The organism is Thiomicrorhabdus sp. ZW0627, assembly GCF_029767005.1.
Lineage (GTDB): Bacteria > Pseudomonadota > Gammaproteobacteria > Thiomicrospirales > Thiomicrospiraceae > Thiomicrorhabdus.
Window position 1 is genome coordinate 24,508 of sequence record NZ_JARUQR010000002.1, and the last position, 19,495, is coordinate 44,002.

General features: G+C 50.1%; 19 protein-coding genes. 10 read left to right on the forward strand and 9 right to left on the reverse strand.

Going from position 1 to position 19,495, the window contains the following annotated elements:
• Window positions 1–12: 12 nt before the first annotated feature.
• Entirely contained in the window at window positions 13–624 is a 612-nt protein-coding gene (locus QCB45_RS06420) for an NAD(P)H-dependent oxidoreductase (RefSeq protein ID WP_279420042.1), read from the reverse strand.
• Window positions 625–921: 297 nt separating this feature from the next.
• Here QCB45_RS06420 and QCB45_RS06425 point away from each other — a divergent pair, with 297 nt between their 5' ends.
• Together QCB45_RS06425 and QCB45_RS06430 are read left to right on the forward strand one after the other, a co-directional pair.
• Window positions 922–1,560, forward strand: coding sequence for a glutathione S-transferase N-terminal domain-containing protein (locus QCB45_RS06425; RefSeq protein ID WP_279420043.1), 639 nt, complete (start codon window positions 922–924; stop codon window positions 1,558–1,560).
• Window positions 1,560–2,012, forward strand: a complete 453-nt coding sequence (locus QCB45_RS06430) for a ClpXP protease specificity-enhancing factor (protein ID WP_279420044.1) — start codon at window positions 1,560–1,562, stop codon at window positions 2,010–2,012. The genes QCB45_RS06425 and QCB45_RS06430 overlap by 1 nt, the downstream gene beginning before the upstream one ends.
• A gap of 11 nt (window positions 2,013–2,023) precedes the next feature.
• Here QCB45_RS06430 and mvaD read toward each other — a convergent pair whose 3' ends face one another.
• The 6 genes from mvaD to QCB45_RS06460 are packed head-to-tail and all read right to left on the reverse strand — an operon-like array spanning window position 2,024 to window position 8,442.
• Window positions 2,024–3,058, reverse strand: a complete 1,035-nt coding sequence (gene mvaD, locus QCB45_RS06435) for a diphosphomevalonate decarboxylase (RefSeq protein ID WP_279420045.1) — start codon at window positions 3,056–3,058, stop codon at window positions 2,024–2,026.
• Between the two features lie 41 nt (window positions 3,059–3,099).
• A complete protein-coding gene (locus tag QCB45_RS06440) occupies window positions 3,100–4,092 on the reverse strand; it encodes a GHMP kinase (RefSeq protein WP_279420046.1) in 993 nt (330 codons plus the stop codon).
• Window positions 4,079–5,113, reverse strand: a complete 1,035-nt coding sequence (locus tag QCB45_RS06445) for a hypothetical protein (RefSeq protein ID WP_279420047.1) — start codon at window positions 5,111–5,113, stop codon at window positions 4,079–4,081. Before QCB45_RS06445 ends, QCB45_RS06440 begins: the two co-directional genes overlap by 14 nt.
• Window positions 5,114–5,152: 39 nt before the next feature.
• Complete coding sequence (locus QCB45_RS06450; RefSeq protein ID WP_279420270.1) at window positions 5,153–6,316, reverse strand: hydroxymethylglutaryl-CoA synthase; 1,164 nt, start codon at window positions 6,314–6,316, stop codon at window positions 5,153–5,155.
• Window positions 6,317–6,355: 39 nt separating this feature from the next.
• Window positions 6,356–7,387 (reverse strand): type 2 isopentenyl-diphosphate Delta-isomerase, encoded by a 1,032-nt coding sequence (gene fni / locus QCB45_RS06455; protein ID WP_279420048.1) that lies wholly within the window; start codon window positions 7,385–7,387, stop codon window positions 6,356–6,358.
• Window positions 7,388–7,389: 2 nt separating this feature from the next.
• Window positions 7,390–8,442, reverse strand: a complete 1,053-nt coding sequence (locus QCB45_RS06460; protein WP_279420049.1) for a hydroxymethylglutaryl-CoA reductase — start codon at window positions 8,440–8,442, stop codon at window positions 7,390–7,392.
• Between the two features lie 168 nt (window positions 8,443–8,610).
• On the opposite strand from QCB45_RS06460, the gene QCB45_RS06465 reads away from it, so the two are divergent.
• Entirely contained in the window at window positions 8,611–8,889 is a 279-nt protein-coding gene (locus tag QCB45_RS06465; RefSeq protein ID WP_279420050.1) for a peptidyl-prolyl cis-trans isomerase, read from the forward strand.
• 103 nt (window positions 8,890–8,992) lie between these two features.
• Here the strand turns inward: QCB45_RS06465 and QCB45_RS06470 are convergent, their stop codons facing one another.
• Both QCB45_RS06470 and QCB45_RS06475 read right to left on the reverse strand, forming a co-directional pair.
• Entirely contained in the window at window positions 8,993–9,331 is a 339-nt protein-coding gene (locus QCB45_RS06470; protein WP_279420051.1) for a DUF3392 domain-containing protein, read from the reverse strand.
• A gap of 125 nt (window positions 9,332–9,456) precedes the next feature.
• Window positions 9,457–10,026 carry a lipid-binding SYLF domain-containing protein gene (locus QCB45_RS06475; RefSeq protein WP_279420052.1) on the reverse strand — a complete coding sequence of 190 codons (570 nt, stop codon included), beginning with the start codon at window positions 10,024–10,026 and terminating at the stop codon, window positions 9,457–9,459.
• 344 nt (window positions 10,027–10,370) lie between these two features.
• Here QCB45_RS06475 and QCB45_RS06480 point away from each other — a divergent pair, with 344 nt between their 5' ends.
• The 7 genes from QCB45_RS06480 (at window position 10,371) to QCB45_RS06510 (ending at window position 19,484) form a co-directional block, all read left to right on the forward strand.
• Window positions 10,371–10,967: a LemA family protein gene (locus QCB45_RS06480; RefSeq protein WP_279420053.1), complete on the forward strand. Its 597-nt coding sequence runs from the start codon at window positions 10,371–10,373 to the stop codon at window positions 10,965–10,967.
• A 42-nt stretch (window positions 10,968–11,009) separates the two neighbouring features.
• Window positions 11,010–12,953 (forward strand): M48 family metallopeptidase, encoded by a 1,944-nt coding sequence (locus QCB45_RS06485; protein WP_279420054.1) that lies wholly within the window; start codon window positions 11,010–11,012, stop codon window positions 12,951–12,953.
• 141 nt (window positions 12,954–13,094) lie between these two features.
• Window positions 13,095–13,739: a 2OG-Fe(II) oxygenase gene (locus QCB45_RS06490; RefSeq protein ID WP_279420055.1), complete on the forward strand. Its 645-nt coding sequence runs from the start codon at window positions 13,095–13,097 to the stop codon at window positions 13,737–13,739.
• 138 nt (window positions 13,740–13,877) lie between these two features.
• Window positions 13,878–15,074: an MFS transporter gene (locus QCB45_RS06495; protein ID WP_279420056.1), complete on the forward strand. Its 1,197-nt coding sequence runs from the start codon at window positions 13,878–13,880 to the stop codon at window positions 15,072–15,074.
• A 462-nt stretch (window positions 15,075–15,536) separates the two neighbouring features.
• Complete coding sequence (locus tag QCB45_RS06500) at window positions 15,537–17,720, forward strand: HAD family hydrolase (protein WP_279420057.1); 2,184 nt, start codon at window positions 15,537–15,539, stop codon at window positions 17,718–17,720.
• Window positions 17,720–18,583: an HAD-IIB family hydrolase gene (locus QCB45_RS06505; RefSeq protein WP_279420058.1), complete on the forward strand. Its 864-nt coding sequence runs from the start codon at window positions 17,720–17,722 to the stop codon at window positions 18,581–18,583. The genes QCB45_RS06500 and QCB45_RS06505 overlap by 1 nt, the downstream gene beginning before the upstream one ends.
• Entirely contained in the window at window positions 18,576–19,484 is a 909-nt protein-coding gene (locus QCB45_RS06510) for a carbohydrate kinase (RefSeq protein ID WP_279420059.1), read from the forward strand. Before QCB45_RS06505 ends, QCB45_RS06510 begins: the two co-directional genes overlap by 8 nt.
• The last annotated feature ends 11 nt before the right edge of the window (window positions 19,485–19,495 follow it).

Here is a 19,495-nt window from a genome sequence, read left to right on the forward strand (position 1 = left end):
CTTTTATTTTCTTTAGGCCAGTAGATCCTGAATCGCTTTTTCGGCGTTGTCGAGGCTCTGTTGGCGTTTCTCTTCGCCTAGGCTCATTCCAAATGCTTCGATCGTTGTTACCGCATCGATGCCGTTGTATTTCAGCATGGTTTTCAGGTAAGGGGTGACGAAGTTCTCGGCATCATTCGGTGGTGTATAGTCTCCGCCGGACGCCATGATGACGACGGTCTGGGGGACGTCCAGCAAGCCTTCATGGCCGTGTTCGCCGTAACGGAAGGTTTCCCCTTTTCTCGTAATCAGGTCGATGTAGGTCTTGAGGTAAGAAGGAACGCTAAAGTTATACATCGGCGTGCTAATCAACAAAGTGTCCGCATTTTTAAGTTCTTCTACGAAATGGGTGGACAACTCTAAAGTCTGCTCCTGTTTCAGGGTGCGCTCTTCCTTGGCCGTATACATGGCGTTGATGAAGTCTTCGTTGATGTGTTCGAGTTCCAGTTCAACCAGGTCATGCTGAATGACCTGACCGCCCGGGTGCTTTTCCAGCCATTGTTGTTGGAAAAAATCGGCCAGTTGTTTTGAATGTGAGCTGGTGTGCGGCCGAGCGCTGGCATCAATGCGAACTAGATTGGTCATTCTGTTTACCTTTAAACAATAAGAGTGATTGAAGTGGATTCCAGTTTACGTAAATCGGTCGACGTAAAAAACCGGCCGTTCGGCAAAACATTGTTCTCGTTCCGGCATTAATTCCTTAGTGTATAGGTGCATTTTAGCGTTTTAATCGCTTCTTTAAAGCCTAACTTAATCTCAGCAGGCCTGTTGGGATTTGAAGACCGTTTTCAGGGCACCGTCAGGGGGGTTGACAAGGGGTGTATACTATTCAAATACTTAAAAAAATATCAATCCGTTGTTTTTTAGCTTAGGAGAGCTTAGATGTCCGATATTCCAATTACTAAACGTTCTGTTATGGTGCTGTTTTCCGATCCAAAAAGCCCAAGTTCTCACCGTGTGCGTTTAGTGGCAAAAGAAAAAGACATTCCTTTGGAAGTGGTTTCTGTTGAAGAAGGAAATTTGCCGGAAGATTTGTTGGAATTAAATCCATATGGGACTTTGCCGACTTTGGTGGATCGCGATTTGGTTTTGTACGATCCTCAAGTCATCATCGAATATTTGGATGAACGTTTCCCGCATCCACCATTGATGTCGGTTGATCCGATCTCTAAAGCGCGCGCCCGTCAGATGTTGCGTCAGATCGAAAAAGAGTGGTACCCATTGGTTGAGACCGTTAGCAACGGTACGGACGCTGACGAGGTGAAGAAGGCCCGTCGTGATTTGCTTGAGCGTTTGATTCAGTTGATTCCTGTGTTCGAGCATAAGCCGTTTTTCATGAGTGAAGAATACTCATTGGTTGATGTGAGCATGGCAGTTCTATTATGGCGTCTGCCTTCGTTGGGCATCGATTTGCCGAAATCTGCGAAACCGATCTTGGATTATGCGAAGAAGGTTTTGGAAAGAGAGATGTTTACCGAAAGCTTGTCGGACGACGAACTTGATATGCGAGATGTGATCTGATGATTTCAAATCGTCCTTATATCATCCGTGCGATGTATGAATGGATGGTGGATAACGAGTGGACACCGCACGTTCAGGTGGATGCGAATTATCCGGGAATCACAGTCCCTCAGCAGTTCGCTCAGGAGGGGGTGATTGTATTGAACATCGCACCTTCCGCAGTGGTCGGGTTGGAGTTGAAGAACGACTGGTTCCAGTTCATGGCCCGTTTTCAAGGCGTCGAACAGCGTGTCGGTTTCCCGCCTGAGGCGGTTCTGGCGATTTTCGCACGTGAAAATGGTCAAGGCATGCCGTTCCCGGCAGAGCCTTATCCTGAAGAGGAAATCGGGAGTTCGAGTAAGCCAGGTTTGACGGCTGTAAAAGGCAGTGAAAAGCCGGCTAAAACGGATGGTTCCAAATCCGATAAACCAAAATCCGATAAGAAAAAGCCGACTCTATCCGTCGTCAAATAATGGCTGTGTGATCACTGTTTGAAAGGTTGAATCACACTCATTTCCGGAAAAGCCTGCAAGATTGCAGGCTTTTCTGTTTCTAGGAACAGCAATTTAAGATTCGGCCCTGCATCCATTGTGAAATAGACTTCGACTCCTTGCTCGCGAAGTTGCCAGATCTTGTGCATGGCTGCGACCGATTCCGGTTGCCAATAGACGATCGGCGGCCAGGTCGCAATCATCGTAGCGTGCATGCTTAAGGCGTTGTGCTCCGCGGTTTGTCCCAACAGGCTGAAGTTTCTCTTTTCGATGGCTTTCTGAATGGTCTGCATGTCTTTCGCAGCCTTTTCCGGCCAGGCCTGATAGAGTTCGCAGGTATCGACGGTCTGTTGCATTCCTACGCTTGAACCAACTGGTTTTTCACTGACATCCACTTTCAACAATCCAATGCACAGCTCCGGCCATTCTGCCTCGATGGCTTCGGCGTAACTGTCCATGCCGTCCGTTCGGTCCCCTTTATGCCAGACCGCAAAGCCGGGGTAGAGTGAACGGCTGGCACTGCCGCTTCCGAGGCGTGCCAATAAAGAAAGTTTTTCCATCGGTAGTTGCCATTGGAACAGGTCGTTTAGGGCAAGCACCAGTGCGGCGTATCCTGATGCCGATGAAGCTAGGCCGGCTGCAGTTGGTACGCTGTTGACGGTGTCGACTTGGAAGGCTGTGTTTTCAGTCGCTCTGAAATAGTCCAGAAAACGGCTTAAACGCTGCGAAAAAGGGTGATGAGGTTCGAGAAGTTTGTCGTTAAGGGCAATCTGATCCTCTTTGCCTTCGGTCAATGTCAGTTCGGTTTGGGTTCCCAACCCCGGGAGGCTGATCGAGACACTGCCGTTGATCGGCAGATTTAACGATTTTTCACGTTTTCCCCAATACTTGCTGAGCGCGATATTGACCGGCGCTTCTCCAAAGCCTTCTGTTTTCGGATTGGCCAGTGCTGAATGTTCGGCGGTGTGCCCAATAACCTGGTTTACAAAATCCTGTGGACTGAGGCTTGCGGTGGTTTCAAATGACATGGTTTCAGTTTTTCCGTCTAAATCGTTTTTTGGGAATCGGTTCATTTCAATGTTTCGGTACTCGCGCCAAAAGGCGTGAGCTGTACGTGAATTCTCTGGTAGGCCTCAAGTTCAACCTCAGCCGTAGCTGGGCAGTGTTGCAGGTCGCCGAACCCCAGTACACAGTCGCCTAGCCCAGAGCCGGAGATTTTTGCGGCATGAATCCCGCCGCAGCTTTCCATGGCGTATATGAGTTTTGATAGGGTTGAATCACTGACGCCAAGTGCTTCCATCAATCCCTGATAGACACTACAGAGACGGTAGAATTCATCATACTCCCGTTCCGACAGGGCGATGCAGGCCTGGTGGGTTGTATTGCCCATCAGTTGGTAGAGTTCCAGCATGAGTGGTTCCTGTGTTTCCCAGTTTTCGGCGACTTGTTTCAGGACTTCGGCCGTAGGCGTTTTGTATCCGCTGTAGATTAAGGTTGGGGATAGGGCATCGACCACTAACGAATTCAAAGGGAAAATCTTCGCTTGGTGCTCGGGAGTTTGCGGTTGAAAATAGATAACGCCACCTGTGAGGCTGGCTGCCAGATCGGTTGCCGAACCGCGTCCCTGAATCGCCAGGATGATTTTACGGCCGATTTGAAACAGTTCCGACGTATCAAGGTTCTGTTCGGTAATTTGATTCAATCCATGTAGGCTGGCGGCCAGAACCGCGGCGGAACTGCCCAATCCGACGGTGGATGAAAAATCGCTGTTAATCACGATCTGCAAACCGTGTTGTAGAGATGGTGCAAACGCTTTGAGCGCGTGGATGACAAAGCGCAGCTTCGGGTGTTCGAACGCTTCAAGCGGTGCGATCTTGAGTTCTTCCAAGGTGAGTTCATAGTCGGAAAGTTCTGACTCAATGCAGATCAGGCCGTCATCTGTCGATTGCCACTCGATTTCAATGAACTGATCAACGGCACAGGCCAGTGCCGGATGGCCGTAGACTACACTGTGTTCGCCCATCAACATCAAATTGGCGGGTGCTCGGCTAATCCAGTTCACATCGAGCTCCTTGGGATTGTATGGTAACCGGCCATAATGGGTAGCTGTACTCACGGCAAAGCGCTTCAGGGGAAGTTTGGCTGATGCACAATACCATACCGGCCTGTTGCCCAGTGATACTGCCGGCACCGCAGATTTTACCGGCCGCATCATAGGTGTCATTGAGTAGGCCGATAAAGTCGCGCACTTTATCTGGCACTACGCCGATACTGCACAACAGTTCATGGTTCTGTTTGATGGCTTGTTTCAATGCAGGCTGGTTTTGATTTGACCAGGCCTGTTCGATTTGGTTGGTGGTTTGCGTAAACGCTTCCCAAAGTGTTTTATCGTTCTGGTGGTGTTGTTTGACCCATGTCACACACTCTCCGGTCGTGCTTTGAGGTTCACCCGTGTCAATCAGCCAGCCTTGGAACGGTTGGGCTGGTAGCGGTTGTGGCGGTTGGTGCAACTGGTATTTGAGTAGGCCACCGTACAGTAGGGTGGCCGGATCGATACCGCTGGACAGGCCGTGTTGATAGGATTCGATCTGTTTTGCCAGTTCAAGCGTTTCAGGTATCGACATCGGCCAATCCAGTTTGGCCTGTACGGCTTTGACGACACCGACGATGACACCTGCGGAAGAACCCAGTCCACGCCCAATCGGGGCGGTGGATTCGATTTCAAATTGCCAGTTGGCCGGAGAAAAAGGCTGGATTTGGTCTAGTTTGGCCAATGTGATGAGTACCAGATCGAAAGGGTCGCTTAGCACCGAGCCAATGGTTCCATCGTCATTCACGTAAGTTTCAAAGCGTTGTTCGACCTGTTCGGCACGAAGTTGCCACTGCTCGAAGGTGAAGCTTTGTTTCAGATTGAAATTTTTTAGCTTGATCTCAAAGCGAGGTGTGTCCAGGATCGCTTCGTCATCGGTTAGGGTACAGAGCGTGGGCAGGTCGATCGCCATGCTCAAGGCGGGGCAGCCGTACAGCACGGCATGCTCCCCGGAAAGAATCAGTTTGGAGGGCACGGAACAGCGAGTTCTCATGTGCGGTTCTCCTTCGCCTTGTAGAGTGGATTAAGCCCGTCAGACGGCTTGATAATAGCGTTTGTGATCTCTGATGCCGGCCAATCGATACGGACCTTTGTTATTGACCTCGAATTCGATGTTTTCCACATCGTCTTCCACCTCGTGGTAGAACGCCAGATATTGGGCGTAGGTCAACGGTTCGCGCTGCTCAATCTGGCGCGTATGACTGGTCGTCATCAATACCTTTTCATAACCAGGCTGCATCAGCCCTGTGAAAAACTCGGCGACGCACCCGGAACCATAGCTGAAGAAACTGATACGTCTTTCAGACAAGTTCTCTTTCAAGTTGTCTAGCAGCGAGCAGAAGCCCACGAATAGGGAGGCGCTGTAGCTGTTACCGACGATACGGTTATAAACTTGGCTCGGCAGTGTCTGAGCCTGGAATTCCTCATCGGTCAATTTGACTCCCGCCACTTTCGCCAAGGTTTGGTGTGCCTTTTCAGCCATTTTGGTAAATGGGATGTGGTAACAGAAATGGTTGATGTCCGAGAAGGTTTTACCGGTCTCTTCGGTAAAGTGCTGCCAGGCCTGTTTCAGGCTGTGCAGGTAAACTTTCGTGGAATACTTGCCGTCCACCAACGCGGTTTTGCGCTGGTTCGGACGCCAGAAATCCATAACGTCTTCGGTATGGTAACCCGAGCCCGGTTCAATCGCGATAATGCGTGGGGATTCGGTGATCAGCATGGCCACGGCTCCGCAGCCCTGAGTCGCTTCACCGGAAGTGTCTACATCGTATTTTGCGATGTCCGCAGCGATGACCAATACTTTTTCTTTTGGATTGGCTCGGACCATCATGGTGGCCATCTGCAGTGCAGCGGCTCCGGAATAGCATGCATGTTTGAATTCTACGACTCGGCATCGGGAAGAGAGATTTAGCAAACCGTGCAGGAATACGCCCGCCGATTTAGACTGATCCACACCGGATTCGGTTGCGAATAGAATCGCCGTGATGCTGTCTTTGTCGATCTGTTCAAGAATCGGCGCAGCGGCTTTTGCGGCAAGGCTTACCACATCCTCGTCGGGAGGCGCGATCGACATTTTTTCCTGTCCTATCCCGATATAGAATTTATCAACGTCGATATTTTTTTCTTCAGCAAAGACGTCAAGGCCTAAGTAGTAATCTGAAGTGGAAAAATGGATTAAGTCTATGCCTACATTCATATTCAAAGCAGAATCTTTACGTTTGTATTTGGGTTTAATTTAACACTTCGAGTTCGGCTGCCGGAAAACGAGCTCGGTCTTTAAATGCAGGGCGCCTGAAGTGGGAACGCCCAACAGAAATTGCGCTGTTGCGAACTCCTGCTTAAACTGTTCTATTTTAGCGACTACAGCCTGAGTGGATTCCAGTGCGGGCGTGAGTAACGGAGCGGCAACGCTACATAGTCGACCCCCCATTATAACAGCTTTTATCATGTCAATGCCGTTTCGTATGCCACCACTGGCAATAAAATCGGCTTGTTCTTGATACGGTTGTGCCCCGGCCAAGGATTGTAAGGTGGTGAGTCCCCAGTCTTGGAACAGAAAGCCGAGATCGTTTTGGGCGCGGTGCGCTTCTATTCGACTCCATGAGGTACCGCCTCGACCGGCGACGTCGAAATGTCGTATGCCCGCTTTCAGTCCCAGTTCAATGTCAGCCGGAGACAGGCCACAGCCGACTTCTTTGAGGATGACCGGCACCTCAAGTGCATCGACCAGTTCCGCAATCTTGTCGCTCAGTCGGTTGAAATTGGTGTCCCCTTCGGGCTGGATGAGTTCCTGTAACGGATTCAGGTGTAGGTAGAGTGCATCCGCTTCAAGGATGTCGATCGCTTGTTGCGCCTGATCGGTTCCGAATCCGTAATTCAGTTGTACCGCGCCGATATTGGCAATCAACGGAGCCGTCGGTGCGTATCGGCGTAATTCGAAACTGTCGCGAGCGGCTTGGTCAAGAATCATGGCACGTTGAGATCCGACGGCCATCGGAACCTGACAGGCCTCGGCGGCTTCGGCTAGATGACGGTTGATTTGTTGCAGATTCTGCGCCGCGCCACCAGTCATCGAAGCAATCATGAATGGAAAGGAGATTGTCTTACCTAGAAATTGGGTCTGGGTGTCGATTGCCGCGAAATCCAATTCAGGCAAGGCGCGGTGTATTAGCTGAATTTCGTCGAATTCGCTTTGTTGGCGCTCTACCTGGGGATCGTTCAGAACCGCGTCGATGTGGTCCTGTTTGCGTTGCGTGATTTGGCTCATGGTCAGGCTTTTTCCGCACGTTCAAGTTTGATGTGGGCTTCCATCAGTTCGCCCGGGTTGGTCTGAGCCGCTAAAAGTGAAAGTTCGCCGCAAAGAGCGGTCGCGCCTGCAATACAGGCCAGGCGACGGGAATTTACACCCGGTTCGACATCCGGATTATCGCAGCCGAGCTGTTTCAGGTTTTCCAATACAAAGTCCAAGCCTTTGCCGTTACCGACACTGCCGACGATCAGGTTAGGCAGGGTGGTGGAGAAGTATAGGTCGCCTTCGGCGGTTTCTTCCACATGGTTGATTGCTTGAGAACCTTCGACGATGTTGGCCGCATCCTGACCGGTCGCCAGATAGAAGCCCAGCAGCATGTTCGCTACATGTGCGTTGGCACTGCGTAAACCGCCTGAAACGATACTGCCAATTAGGTCTTTTTTGATGTGCAGGTCGACAATCGCTTCCGGTGTGGTCTTTAGGTAGCGCTGACAAAGTTTACGCGGAATGGTGGTTTCGCAGACCACGTATTTACCGCGTCCCAGAATTCCGTTGACTGCTGAGACTTTTTTGTCGGTGCAGTAGTTGGCGGAAATCGAGACGTATTTCAAATCGTCGTATTCGTTCAGTATCCACGGAATGATCTTGTCCGCCGCGTTGGTCACCATGTTGTGACCGGAGGCGTCGCCGGTGGTGAATTCCAAGCGTAGGTAAATCAGGTTGCCGACCACCTGATAGTGGGTATCGATCAGTTTGGCGAAACGGCTGGTTTCCGAAACCACGGCCTGCAAGTCGGCATGTCGGTTCTGGATATCGTTCAATCTCAACGCCGCGATGCCGGCATTGGGTGCTTCCAACAGGATCGATCGAGTCATGCGTTCGTCTATGACGCTGACACGGATACCGCCGGCACGTGCGGAGACGCGTGCGCCGCGTGCGACGGAAGGCCAAAGCGGAGACTCATAGGTTGCCATGGGCACCATCAGGTCATCGGTTTCGACGTCGCCGATCAGTTTGAATGGCCCCACGGATTCCATAGGAATGGAGGCGTAAGCAGTGTTGGATGATTGCATCGAATTTTTCATAGACGTTATTATAAATGAGCGTACGCAACTGCGTCATAAAAAAGCGGAAAAAGCCCACAAAGGGGTTGAAAACGATGGAAATGTCATTACATAGAGCCTGTTCGTGGATGAAAATCTCCGCTGAAATCCGACAATTTTGAACGTAAAGGAAATAACATGACTTTAGCAACGGCACGTCATATTTTGGTTGATACCGAAGAAAAATGTAATGAATTGAAAGAGCAGATCGCCAACGGTGCCGATTTTGCGGAAGTGGCCAAGGAAAATTCGAATTGCCCTTCAGGCCGTAGCGGCGGTGATTTGGGTCAGTTTGGACCGGGTATGATGGTACCGGAATTTGACAAGGTGGTGTTCAGTGCCGAAGTCGGTTCGGTTGAAGGTCCGGTCAAGACTCAGTTCGGTTATCACTTGGTTCAGGTAACCAGCCGAACTTAATTGGCGTTGGCCTCTTAGAGGTGAATTGGTAAAGAAAAAGCCCGAAACGGAGATTCCGCTTCGGGCTTTTTGCTTTTAGGCTGAACGGGAAGGAAAGCTCCGTTCAGATCATGCCTTTCTTTTGGGCGCCTAAACCGATCAGGTAGAAACCGCCGATGATGACGATCGGTAGCCAGGCATCATGGATGTCACGCAGCAGATTGACGAGTAGCGGCGTGAGGAATGATGTGATCAAGGCGAAACCGAATGCGCAGAAAATCACGAACAGAGTGAGTTTCAAAAAGAACTGTAGCGAGCCGATTTGGCGTTTCACCACATTGGTGATGTCGTCACCGTAAATGACCAGCAGCGTTGCCGCCATCGAAAGACCAATCTCTCCTAGATAAGGTTTCATCCATCCTGCAATCAGGCTCAAGAAATCGCTTACAAAACTAAAATCCATAAAATTCTCTTTTTATTGTTGGGTCTTGGTTCGGTTACCCCGGCAAGAGAGGTTTTGAAAAAAGCCTGTCTTAAGCCGAACGATAAAAAAGGGCCATTCAGCCCTTTTAAGTAATGTGGTCGGACTTATTTCGGCGTATAGCTGAACTTCTGACCGGAAAGCGATACTTCGTACATCAAACCGCCTTTGATGATGATGAACGTCGCCATGCCTTTATAGTATTGGCCTTCACTTTTGTTGCTGTCTTGGGTTAAACCGGCCGAAGCGCTGGTTCCTTTTGTAGACGCTTCAGCTGATGCGCCAGCCGTGATGATTGCGGCACTGGCTTGTGCGGAAAACTCGAAACTGCCGCTGGTGAATTCATCGAATGCGCGCTTGTCTTTGAAGAAGATGATCTGACTGTAAGCCTGCCCACCCAGCTGGAATCCGATGCTCAACTGCGTCAGAGAGGTGTTACCGACGTGTTTCAATCCGCGGTAAACACGCCCCTGACCGTAGGCGCCGCCAATTCCGAATCCCGCTTTACCCACCGTTGGGAATACGGCGAAGCCGTAAGCGTCTTTGAAGAAGTCTTTGGACTCATTGGCTTTGTGGAAACGATTGACGGTATCGTTATACTCATCGGCCTGCGCCGAAGGTACGATAGTGAGCCATGCTAAAGCACTTAGTAGAATGGCATTGATCAACTTAGACATAATAGTTACCTCGTTGTAGCTGTGCCGACAAAGTCGCGCAGTCAAAAAGTGAGTTAATTTTTTCCATTATAGTGGTTTTTTATCCGCTCTAAACCCCTCTGTAGAAGATAAACGGAAATTGTTTGTTTGTGCTGTCCATTTTTTAGAAGTCTGGCTTGAAAAATATCATAAGGTACGGAAGACACGGGTTCGTTGGCTTCATCGAGTACAGTGGTTTGTATTTGTATGAATTTCTTGTACTATTGAACGGCGGATGGGCTTTGAGAGTTAACGAAAACGTTTTCAACAGGCCTGCCCGGTTTTCAGACGGAGTTGTTTTCAGTTAAATCGGCAAAGGAATTGTTATGGGTACTACATTGATTGTGATTTTGGCATTGATCGTCTTGTTGATTATTTATCTGATCAATATATATAACCAGTTGGTGTCATTGAAAAACCGCTTTCAGAACAGTTTTGCTCAGATCGAGGTGCAGCTAAAACGTCGTTACGACCTGATTCCCAATTTGATTGAAGTCGCCAAGAAAGCGATGGCGCACGAACGCGAAACCCTTGAAGCGGTAGTCGCAGCCCGTAATGAAGCCGCAGCCTTTTTGAAAGCGGCGGCGGCCAATCCGGGTGAAGCCTCCGCCATCCAGCATCTTTCCCAGGCGGAAGGTGTGTTGGGGGGAGCTTTGTCTCGTCTTAACGTGGTGATGGAAGCTTACCCAAACCTGAAAACCAATGAGAACATGATGCAGTTGACTGAAGAGCTCAGTACCACCGAAAATCGTGTGGCATTTGCCCGTCAGGCATTTAACGACGCGGTCATGGCCTACAACACTTACCGTCAGAGCTTCCCGCCGATTTTATTTGCCGCGACCTTCGGCCATCCGACCGATGCCGAGTTGCTTAAATTTGCCGACAGCGAACAGATTCAACAGGCTCCGAAAGTCATTTTTTAGGCCGCTTTCTCAGTGACTTTCATTGACTGAACGACTGCCGCCATGAATTTTTACGCTTCTCAGGATCGCGCCCGAAAAAGCACGCGTTGGTTGGTAATCGTCTATTTGCTTTCCCTCACAGCACTGACCGTGATTAGTAGCTGGGTATTACTGATTTTATTGCGAACGCTCGGTTTTCAATCGTTCCCGCGCGGTGTGGAATTCTATACATTGACCGAAAACGATATTTGGTTGTTTGCCGGCGTGGCGGGATTCATCCTCTTCGGGGCCTTGATCAGTTCCTATGTCAAAGGCCGGGAGCTTTCCAAGGGTGGGCGGATGGTGGCGTTGTCGTTAGGCGGGCGAAAAATCCAACCAAATACTTCCGATTTCAACGAACGTAAGATTCTCAATGTCGTCGAAGAGATGGCCATTGCTTCCGGTATGCCGGTACCAGAAGTCTATATTCTTCCTGACGAAAGCGCCATCAACGCCTTTGCCGCTGGACTGACGCCGACCGACGCCATCATTGGGTTAACACAGGGAGCGATTGAAAAGCTCAGCCGCGCCCAGTTGCAAGGCGTGGTCGGCCATGAGTTCAGCCATATCCTGAACGGCGATATGCGACTTAATATTCGCCTGATCATGTTGATCACCGGAATTGAGTTTGTCGGCATTATCGGTCGTATCTTCACTCAAAGTTCTCGTTCATCTAGACGCTCTTACAGCTCTCGACGCCGTTCCAACGGCAAGGGAGCGGGGGCGATCATTCTTGCTGGCATTGTTTTGCGCCTGATCGGTTGGATCGGCGTGCTGTTTGGACGCATCATCCAGGCGGCGGTTAGCCGACAGCGGGAATATCTGGCTGATGCGTCAGCGGTGCAATTTACACGCAATCCGAGCGCCGTGGCGAATGCCTTGAAAGTGATCGGAGGAGAAGCTTACGGTTCCAAGTTGCGTAAGACCGATACGTCTCAGGTGAACCATCTGTTCTTTTGCCAGGTGTTCGACAGTTATTTCAATTTCATTTTTGCCACCCACCCGCCGCTTGAAGAGCGGATCCGGCATTTGGAACCAAGTTGGGACGGCGAGTACCTGTTGCCTCCTGCACCTAAGAAAACCGAAGAGGAAAAGACGGCTGAGACAACAGCGGAAAGCCGTTTGGAAACGGTGGTGACCGCAGCCGTGCTTGATGGTGTGGTCGCGTCACAAGCCGATTCAGGCGTGACGAATGAATCCGTTCCCCAATCGCTTTCGGAGTATGATCGGTTACTCGAGAAAATCCAGGAACCTAACGAGGCCGTCGCTTTAGTCGTGGCCCTGCTCTTACGGCCGACAAAGTCGGCAGAAACGTTTTCGGAAGAGGGGGCGGTTAACGTGTTGGACGCTTCCGGTTTCGAGGGGCTAGGTGCCAGCGTAGTGGAGATTTCAGTACTGTTGCAAAAGATTGGGTTGCAAGACGAACTCCCTTTGGTCGAGATGGCGATGCCGTCTTTGAAATCACTTTCCGAACCGCAGTATGTGCGATTTAAACAATTGCTGGATGGCATTATTCAGTTGGATCATCAGGCCGACATCTACGAACAGACACTCTATAAATTGGTGACCCACTTTCTGGATGTGCATTTCGGTTTCAGCAAAGCCCGCAAAGTCCGTTACCGTAAGATCAGTGCCGTGGCAATCGAGGTGCAGTTGCTGATGTCGATGCTGGCGCATTACGGACACGCTGCCACCGAGGAAGCGCAGGTTGAACAGGCCTACCGAAAAGGTATGGGTGTAGTGGGACTTTCTTTTGAGCGTCGTGCGCGAGTAGATGCCTATTCGGCCAATGATTTTGATCGGGCCACCGAAAAACTTGCTCACTGTTCTTTAGAGCTTAAAAATACGATCATGCAAGGGTTGCTTGCCTGCGCACAATTCGACGGCAAGGTCGCCGATGTGGAGCGTGAACTCATTTTAGCTATCGCTGCGACCATGGACGCTCCGATTCCTCGTATTCGTCTTTAAATTGGCCTTTAATCCGATTCTTTCAGTCTTTTTTTTAACCTTTTCAAGTCCTTTGTATTGTAGGCTTAGCAGTGACGATTTTTATTGCTAAAAGAATGACTTGGGAGGATAATTCCCGCGCTTAATTTGAGGTGTGTGCGAATGTCGCAGGAGTTGGATTTAAAAGTCATTGATCAGTTATTGGATTCTTTGGTTGAACAGGGCTGGTTTGAATGGCCGAATGCGGTGTCCGAAGAACTCTGTCAGGCGCTGTTGGAAGAAGTCGAAACCTATGACGAAGAGGGTGAATTGCAGCGTGCCGGAATCGGCCGGGGTGAGATTCATCAGCTTAATAAAGAGATTCGTCGCGACCAGATCAAGTGGCTTGATGGTCTGACCGTGTCCCAGAATATCTATCTGCAACAGATGGCGCAATTGCAGTACCAGCTCAACCGCGCGTTATTTCTTGGGTTATTCGAGTATGAGTGCCATTTCGCGGTGTATAAGCAAGGTGACTTTTATAAAAAACACCTCGACAGTTTTCGCGGGCGTGCCAATCGTATGGTCACCACTGTTCTTTACCTGAATCCGGATTGGCAGCCGGAGTGGGGCGGCGAATTGGTTCTTTATAATGAGGACTCTAGCGCACAAATGGCCGTCATTACTCCTGAAATGGGCAAGCTGGCCATTTTCATGAGTGAACAGGTTCCCCATGAGGTATTGGTGACTCACCACCCAAGAGTCAGTATTGCCGGTTGGTTCCGCTGCAATACCAGTATCGGCGGGAATATCGATCCGGCTTTCTGATTTTAGCTGCGGGCCGGTCGTCGAATCGGTTGTGATTATTGTATGATGTTCGGTAACGTCTGGATTGTTTAGCCGGTGTTTCGGTTGGATTGTCGGACGGGTTGAAGTCAATTCTCCTTTCTATTTTGGGTGATCGCCGTGTTCATAGCTTCACGAAATATCTGGGCGCTTGGTTGGGTCAGCTTTTTTACCGACCTGGCGACGGCGATGATCAAACCCCTGATTCCAATCTATGTGGTGCTGGTGCTCAATCAGGGCATGGATAAGCTCGGCTACGTTCTCGCGGTCACGACATTGGTCTCTTACCTGTTCCGTTGGTTGGGCGGCTGGCTCAGTGACCGTTTGCAGGTGACTAAACCTCTCTTATTGGCCGGTTACGGCCTTTCCGCCATCATGAAACCTCTGTTTGCATTTACCGCGAGTTGGATAGGCGTGGCCGCAGTCAGCTCGGTCGAACGGCTGGGCAAGGCAATCCGCAGTGCACCGAAAGACGTTCTGATTTCCGCGTCCGCCAAACAGCACAGTCAGGGGCGGGCATTCGGTATTCATAAGACGTTGGACATTGCCGGCGAAACCGTCGGCGGTGTGGCTGCGTTTCTGCTGTTGAGTTGGTTGGGACAATCACCGGAACGGATTCGTCTGATTTTCGAAATGACGATCATTCCGGGGGTCATTGGGGTATTAATTCTGGTCTTTTTCGTTAAGGAACGCCTGGATACAACGGCAGCGAAAGCAAGGAGCGAGACTGTAACCGAGAATACGGAAGAACCTCATGGCCGAAAGGCGTTTGACGGTACTTTATGGACTTGGTTCGGCGCTTATTTTCTGGCGGTGTTTTTCATGATTAACGATGCCTTTATGGTGATGCGGGGAAGTGAAATCGGCATCGCAACCCAATGGCTGCCATTGTTGATGGTTGTCTCCGCGTTGACCCAAACACTGATCAGTTATCGAGTGGGTAAACGGCTGGATGACCAAGGCGCAAGGTTACTGTTCATCATCAGTTTGTGGGCAGGCCTGTTTGCGGTTGGTTTGATGTACCTGCAAGGTTCTGTGGCGATTGTTTTGGCATTTGTTTTCCAAGGTGTTTTCATGGTGTCGGGATTGAATGCGTTGCGGGCAAGAATCGGTCAAACCTCACAAGGCAAAGGCCGCGCCTATGGTGTTTTTTATCTGGGGACGGCGGTGGCGATGGCGGTTGGAAATCTGATTGTCGGTCAGTTGTGGGAGAAGGTTGGAACCTTCAGTGCGCTGACCTTTTCAGTCGTAGGCTTATTGGTGGTGTTGATCGTGGTCAGTGTCGGCAAAAAGACGCTTCCGGCTCATTCAGGGTAACCGGGTTTGAAGGCTAGTAAGTTCGCCTGAATCTATTTTTATTTCCTTGTTTATCAGCGCCTTGGTCGCGTTCGTTCCTAAGTGTTTTGCATTATTTCGGTTGTATTCTTCGCTAGGTTTTGTACAATCAATTCTAGCTCTATTTGTAAGGTCAATAATTTTGAAAACGAAATTTAAGTGTTTCGTTGAATAACCTTTCCACTTGGTCACTGCTTAGGTGACGGTTTTAAACACCAGTTAATCTGGTGCCAGATATACAAGACAATATAAAGATTAACCAGAAGTAAGAAACATACAGGCCGGTTCAGGTTTGAAGCTTTTTTTTAAATCTTCAATTCACGGCTGTTATTACCGCTAAAAGTGCTGGCGATCTACCGAATCCAATTATTCGGGAAACCGACTTAAGCGCCAGGGACAATCGATTAATCGCGTATCATCAAATAGGCAGAACCTGAATAATTTATGGGTCAACACACACCGAAACTCTATATTGCTTTGATTAGTGTCCACGGTTTGATTCGTGGAAAAAATCTTGAACTCGGCCGTGACGCGGATACCGGAGGGCAAACGCTTTATGTGCTGGAGTTGGCTCAGGCTTTGGCCCGTCATCCGGATGTGATTCAAGTCGACTTGATTACCCGTCAGGTCGTAGACGATGCCCTGGACGAGGAATATGCCAGGCCGATTGAGGTACTGTCCGATAATCTGAGAATCGTGCGCATCCATGCCGGGCCTGATGAGTACATCGCCAAAGAGCAATTGTGGGATCATCTGGACGGCTTCGCGGACAATCTCACCAGTTTTTTCCGGGAGTCTGAAATCTGGCCGGACATCATCCACAGCCATTATGCCGATGCGGGTTATGTGGGGGAACACTTGGCCAACCAGCTCGGAATTCCTCTGATCCATACCGGACATTCGTTGGGGCGGGTCAAACGCAGTCGCTTATTGGCGAGCGGGCTGACTGCGGAAGAGATAGAAAAACGCTACAACATGGCGAGGCGGATCGAAGCGGAGGAGATGACGCTGGCAACGGCGGAAAGGGTGATCACCAGTACGCATCAGGAGATCGAAGAACAGTACGAACTCTATGACCATTATCAACCGGATCAGATGCGTGTACTTCCCCCCGGTACCGATCTGAAACAATTCATGCCGCCAACGGGCGAAGAACTCAAAACACCACTCTATTTCGAAATTGTCCGCCACCTTAAACAACCCGAAAAACCCATTATTCTCGCGCTTTCTCGTCCCGATAAACGTAAAAATATTGTTACCTTAATTGAAGCTTACGGCTTGTCCCAGGAACTCCAAGGGCTTGCCAATCTGGTCATCATCGCCGGTAACCGGGACGACATAGACGATCTTGAAGATGGTGCGCAGGAGGTGTTTCACGAATTGCTGGTGTCGATTGATCGTCATGACCTCTATGGCAAGGTGGCGATGCCGAAACATCATCAACGTGACCAGGTCCCCATGATTTACCGGATTGCTGCGGCATCCAACGGCGTGTTCGTCAATCCGGCATTGACCGAACCGTTCGGTCTGACATTGATTGAAGCGGCGGCTTCCGGTTTGCCGATTATCGCCACCGAAGACGGTGGACCGAGAGATATTATCGGGAACTGTCGTAACGGCCTTTTAATCGATCCTCTGGAGGCAGATTCGATTACGCAGGCGTTGTTAAAGGTATTGAAGGACCGAGAGTTGGCGCAGAATTTTATTGCCAACGGTTTGGATGGCGTTCGTGAGCACTATTCCTGGGATGCGCATGCTCAACGTTATTTGCAGTTGATTCGTCCGATTGCAGAACGTTCGGAACATCTGGTTCGTCAGCCGATTCATCGCCGGGAACGCCTCTATCGGGATCGGGCGATCGTCAGCTGCCTTGATCAGAATCTAATCGGCGACGAGGAAGCGTTGCAGAAACTGATTGGCGCCATCCGACGTAACCGGAGCAGTACCTTATTCATAATCGCAACCGGCCGTCGTTTGGATTCGGCGTTGAAATTGCTCAAAAGTTACAACATGCCGGAGCCGGATATCTTGATCACCAGCGGCGGAACCGAAATCTATTATGCACCTAAATTGACTTTCGATACGGCGTGGGACGGTCACATCGATTACCAATGGTCGCCGCATAAATTAAGGCTGATTCTGGATGAAGTTCCCGGATTGATTCGACAGCCTAAAGGGGAACAAAGCCGTTTCAAATTGAGTTATTACATCGATCCACAGGTTGTGGATGTGGAGGATGTTAAGCGTTTGTTGCATCAAGAGGAGCAATCCGTGCATGTACAGATGTCTTTCGGCGAGTTTTTGGACATTCTGCCGCTACGCGCTTCCAAAGGGATGGCGTTACGTTATGTGGCGGATCGTTGGCAGATTCCGCTTGAAAGGATTTTTGTCGCAGGTGGGTCCGGAGCCGATGAAGATATGATGCGAGGGAACGCCTTGGCTGCCGTGGTGTCAAACCGGCACGACGAAGAACTGTCCCAACTGGTGGACATCGAACGGGTCTATTTTGCGAAACAGCCCTTTGAAGCGGGGATTCTTGAAGCACTCGAATATTATGATTTCTTTGATACCTGCCAGGATCCAAGAGAGAGTGGTCAGCATTCCCAGAACGGGGCGAGGGTTAGTTGATGGACGGGATTCGTTTATTACTTTGTACCGACATGGATCGTACGGTGATTCCCAACGGTGAGCAACCGGAGCAGACGTCCGCAAGAGAGCGGTTCACTCGTTTTTGTGCACAGCCGGAGGTCAAGCTGGTTTACGTGACCGGGCGTCATTTACATTTGGTTCAGGACGCCATTGCCGAGTACGGTTTGCCCGAACCGGATTATGCGATTACTGATGTCGGCACCAAGATCTATCAGGTTATTGAAGGCGAGTGGTTTGAATTGAGTGGTTGGGAAGCGGAAATCGATCCGGATTGGCGGGGCAAGAGCCGCCAACAGATAGAAGATTTGATTGGTCCGATGGATGGTTTAAGGCTTCAAGAGGCCAGCAAGCAGAATCGGCATAAGTTGAGTTATTACTTGCCGGTTGAATCGGATTATCAAAAGGTGATGAGTCGGATTGCTGACTGCCTGCAACAGCAGGGCGTTGCAGCAAGTTTGATTTGGAGTGTGGACGAAACCACGCAGACAGGTTTGTTGGATGTGTTACCCCGAAATGCGACCAAATTACATGCGATTGAGTTCTTGCAGCAGCAACTCGGTTACCGTCGTGATGAAGTGGTGTTTGCCGGTGACAGCGGTAATGACTTGCCTGTTCTGACCAGTCCGGTGCAGTCGGTATTGGTGGCGAACGCGACCGATGAAGTAAAGGATGCCGCACGACAAATCGCCTCTGAAAATGGCTATGAATCGGCACTGTTTATGGCGGAAAACACCCGTATTGATGGTGATGGAAACTATTCGGCCGGCGTTTTGCAGGGTGTCTGGCATTACGTACCGGCTTTCGAAACGCTTTTTGAGAAACGGGGAATGACCCATGAGTGAAAAACCAGAAATCCTAGTTTTCGGAGAGGTGTTGTTCGACTGTTTTCAGAACGGTGAACGTGTTTTGGGCGGCGCGCCTTTTAACGTGGCATGGCACTTGCAGGCTCTGGGGGATAATCCTAAATTGATATCTCGAATCGGCGACGATGAACTCGGCCGGATGATTCTCATGGCCATGCGTCGCTGGGAGATGGATGTGACCCACGTTCAGGTTGATCCCAAACACCCGACCGGTAAGGTCGAGGTGACGATGATCCATAACGAACCCAATTACCGCATCACGCCTAATTGCGCTTATGACTTCATCTCGGCGGAACGCATGTTCAGTTTGCCTCGGCGCGGCATTTTATATCATGGTACCTTGGGATTGAGAAACGAGGTTTCGCGCAAGGCGTTTTCGCATCTGTTGCAATGCTGTCCCGAGTTGTCCGTCTTTCTGGACGTAAACTTACGTTCTCCCTGGTGGAAAAAAGAGGAAGTGTATCACTGGTTAGAAAAGGCACGCTGGGTTAAGTTGAACGAGCATGAGATTCAACAATTGGAATTGGGGCATGACGACACAGAAGAAGCCATGGAAAAACTGAAGATGCAGTTCGGTTTAGAGCAGGTGATCTTGACGCTCGGGGAAAAAGGCGCGATGGTGTTGGGGCATGATGGAGAATTTCACTATGTAGTGCCGACCAAAGCGGACCATTTCGTGGATGCCGTCGGTGCCGGCGACGCGTTTACAGCGGTGTATATTCATGGCTTGTTGTCGGGGTGGGGGATTTCAGAAAGCTTGCAGTCCGCACAGAAGTTCGCCAGCCAGGTGATCGGTTTGCGGGGTGCCACGACAAATGATTCCGATTTTTACCGGGAATTCATCAAGAATGAGTTGCACGGTTTTCGAATTGTTGAATAAATAATTGGTTT

Excerpts from the sequence above, each read along its gene's own strand:
- QCB45_RS06485 (WP_279420054.1), top strand. The coding sequence starts at position 11,010 with ATGAATTTTTACGCTTCTCAGGATCGCGCCCGAAAAAGCACGCGTTGG.
- QCB45_RS06470 (WP_279420051.1), bottom strand. The coding sequence starts at position 9,331 with ATGGATTTTAGTTTTGTAAGCGATTTCTTGAGCCTGATTGCAGGATGG.
- QCB45_RS06500 (WP_279420057.1), top strand. The coding sequence starts at position 15,537 with ATGGGTCAACACACACCGAAACTCTATATTGCTTTGATTAGTGTCCAC.
- QCB45_RS06505 (WP_279420058.1), top strand. The coding sequence starts at position 17,720 with ATGGACGGGATTCGTTTATTACTTTGTACCGACATGGATCGTACGGTG.
- QCB45_RS06420 (WP_279420042.1), bottom strand. The coding sequence starts at position 624 with ATGACCAATCTAGTTCGCATTGATGCCAGCGCTCGGCCGCACACCAGC.
- QCB45_RS06480 (WP_279420053.1), top strand. The coding sequence starts at position 10,371 with ATGGGTACTACATTGATTGTGATTTTGGCATTGATCGTCTTGTTGATT.
- fni (WP_279420048.1), bottom strand. The coding sequence starts at position 7,387 with ATGAGCCAAATCACGCAACGCAAACAGGACCACATCGACGCGGTTCTG.
- QCB45_RS06490 (WP_279420055.1), top strand. The coding sequence starts at position 13,095 with ATGTCGCAGGAGTTGGATTTAAAAGTCATTGATCAGTTATTGGATTCT.
- QCB45_RS06475 (WP_279420052.1), bottom strand. The coding sequence starts at position 10,026 with ATGTCTAAGTTGATCAATGCCATTCTACTAAGTGCTTTAGCATGGCTC.
- QCB45_RS06425 (WP_279420043.1), top strand. The coding sequence starts at position 922 with ATGTCCGATATTCCAATTACTAAACGTTCTGTTATGGTGCTGTTTTCC.
- QCB45_RS06465 (WP_279420050.1), top strand. The coding sequence starts at position 8,611 with ATGACTTTAGCAACGGCACGTCATATTTTGGTTGATACCGAAGAAAAA.
- QCB45_RS06460 (WP_279420049.1), bottom strand. The coding sequence starts at position 8,442 with ATGCAATCATCCAACACTGCTTACGCCTCCATTCCTATGGAATCCGTG.
- mvaD (WP_279420045.1), bottom strand. The coding sequence starts at position 3,058 with ATGTCATTTGAAACCACCGCAAGCCTCAGTCCACAGGATTTTGTAAAC.
- QCB45_RS06450 (WP_279420270.1), bottom strand. The coding sequence starts at position 6,316 with ATGAATGTAGGCATAGACTTAATCCATTTTTCCACTTCAGATTACTAC.
- QCB45_RS06430 (WP_279420044.1), top strand. The coding sequence starts at position 1,560 with ATGATTTCAAATCGTCCTTATATCATCCGTGCGATGTATGAATGGATG.
- QCB45_RS06510 (WP_279420059.1), top strand. The coding sequence starts at position 18,576 with ATGAGTGAAAAACCAGAAATCCTAGTTTTCGGAGAGGTGTTGTTCGAC.
- QCB45_RS06445 (WP_279420047.1), bottom strand. The coding sequence starts at position 5,113 with ATGAGAACTCGCTGTTCCGTGCCCTCCAAACTGATTCTTTCCGGGGAG.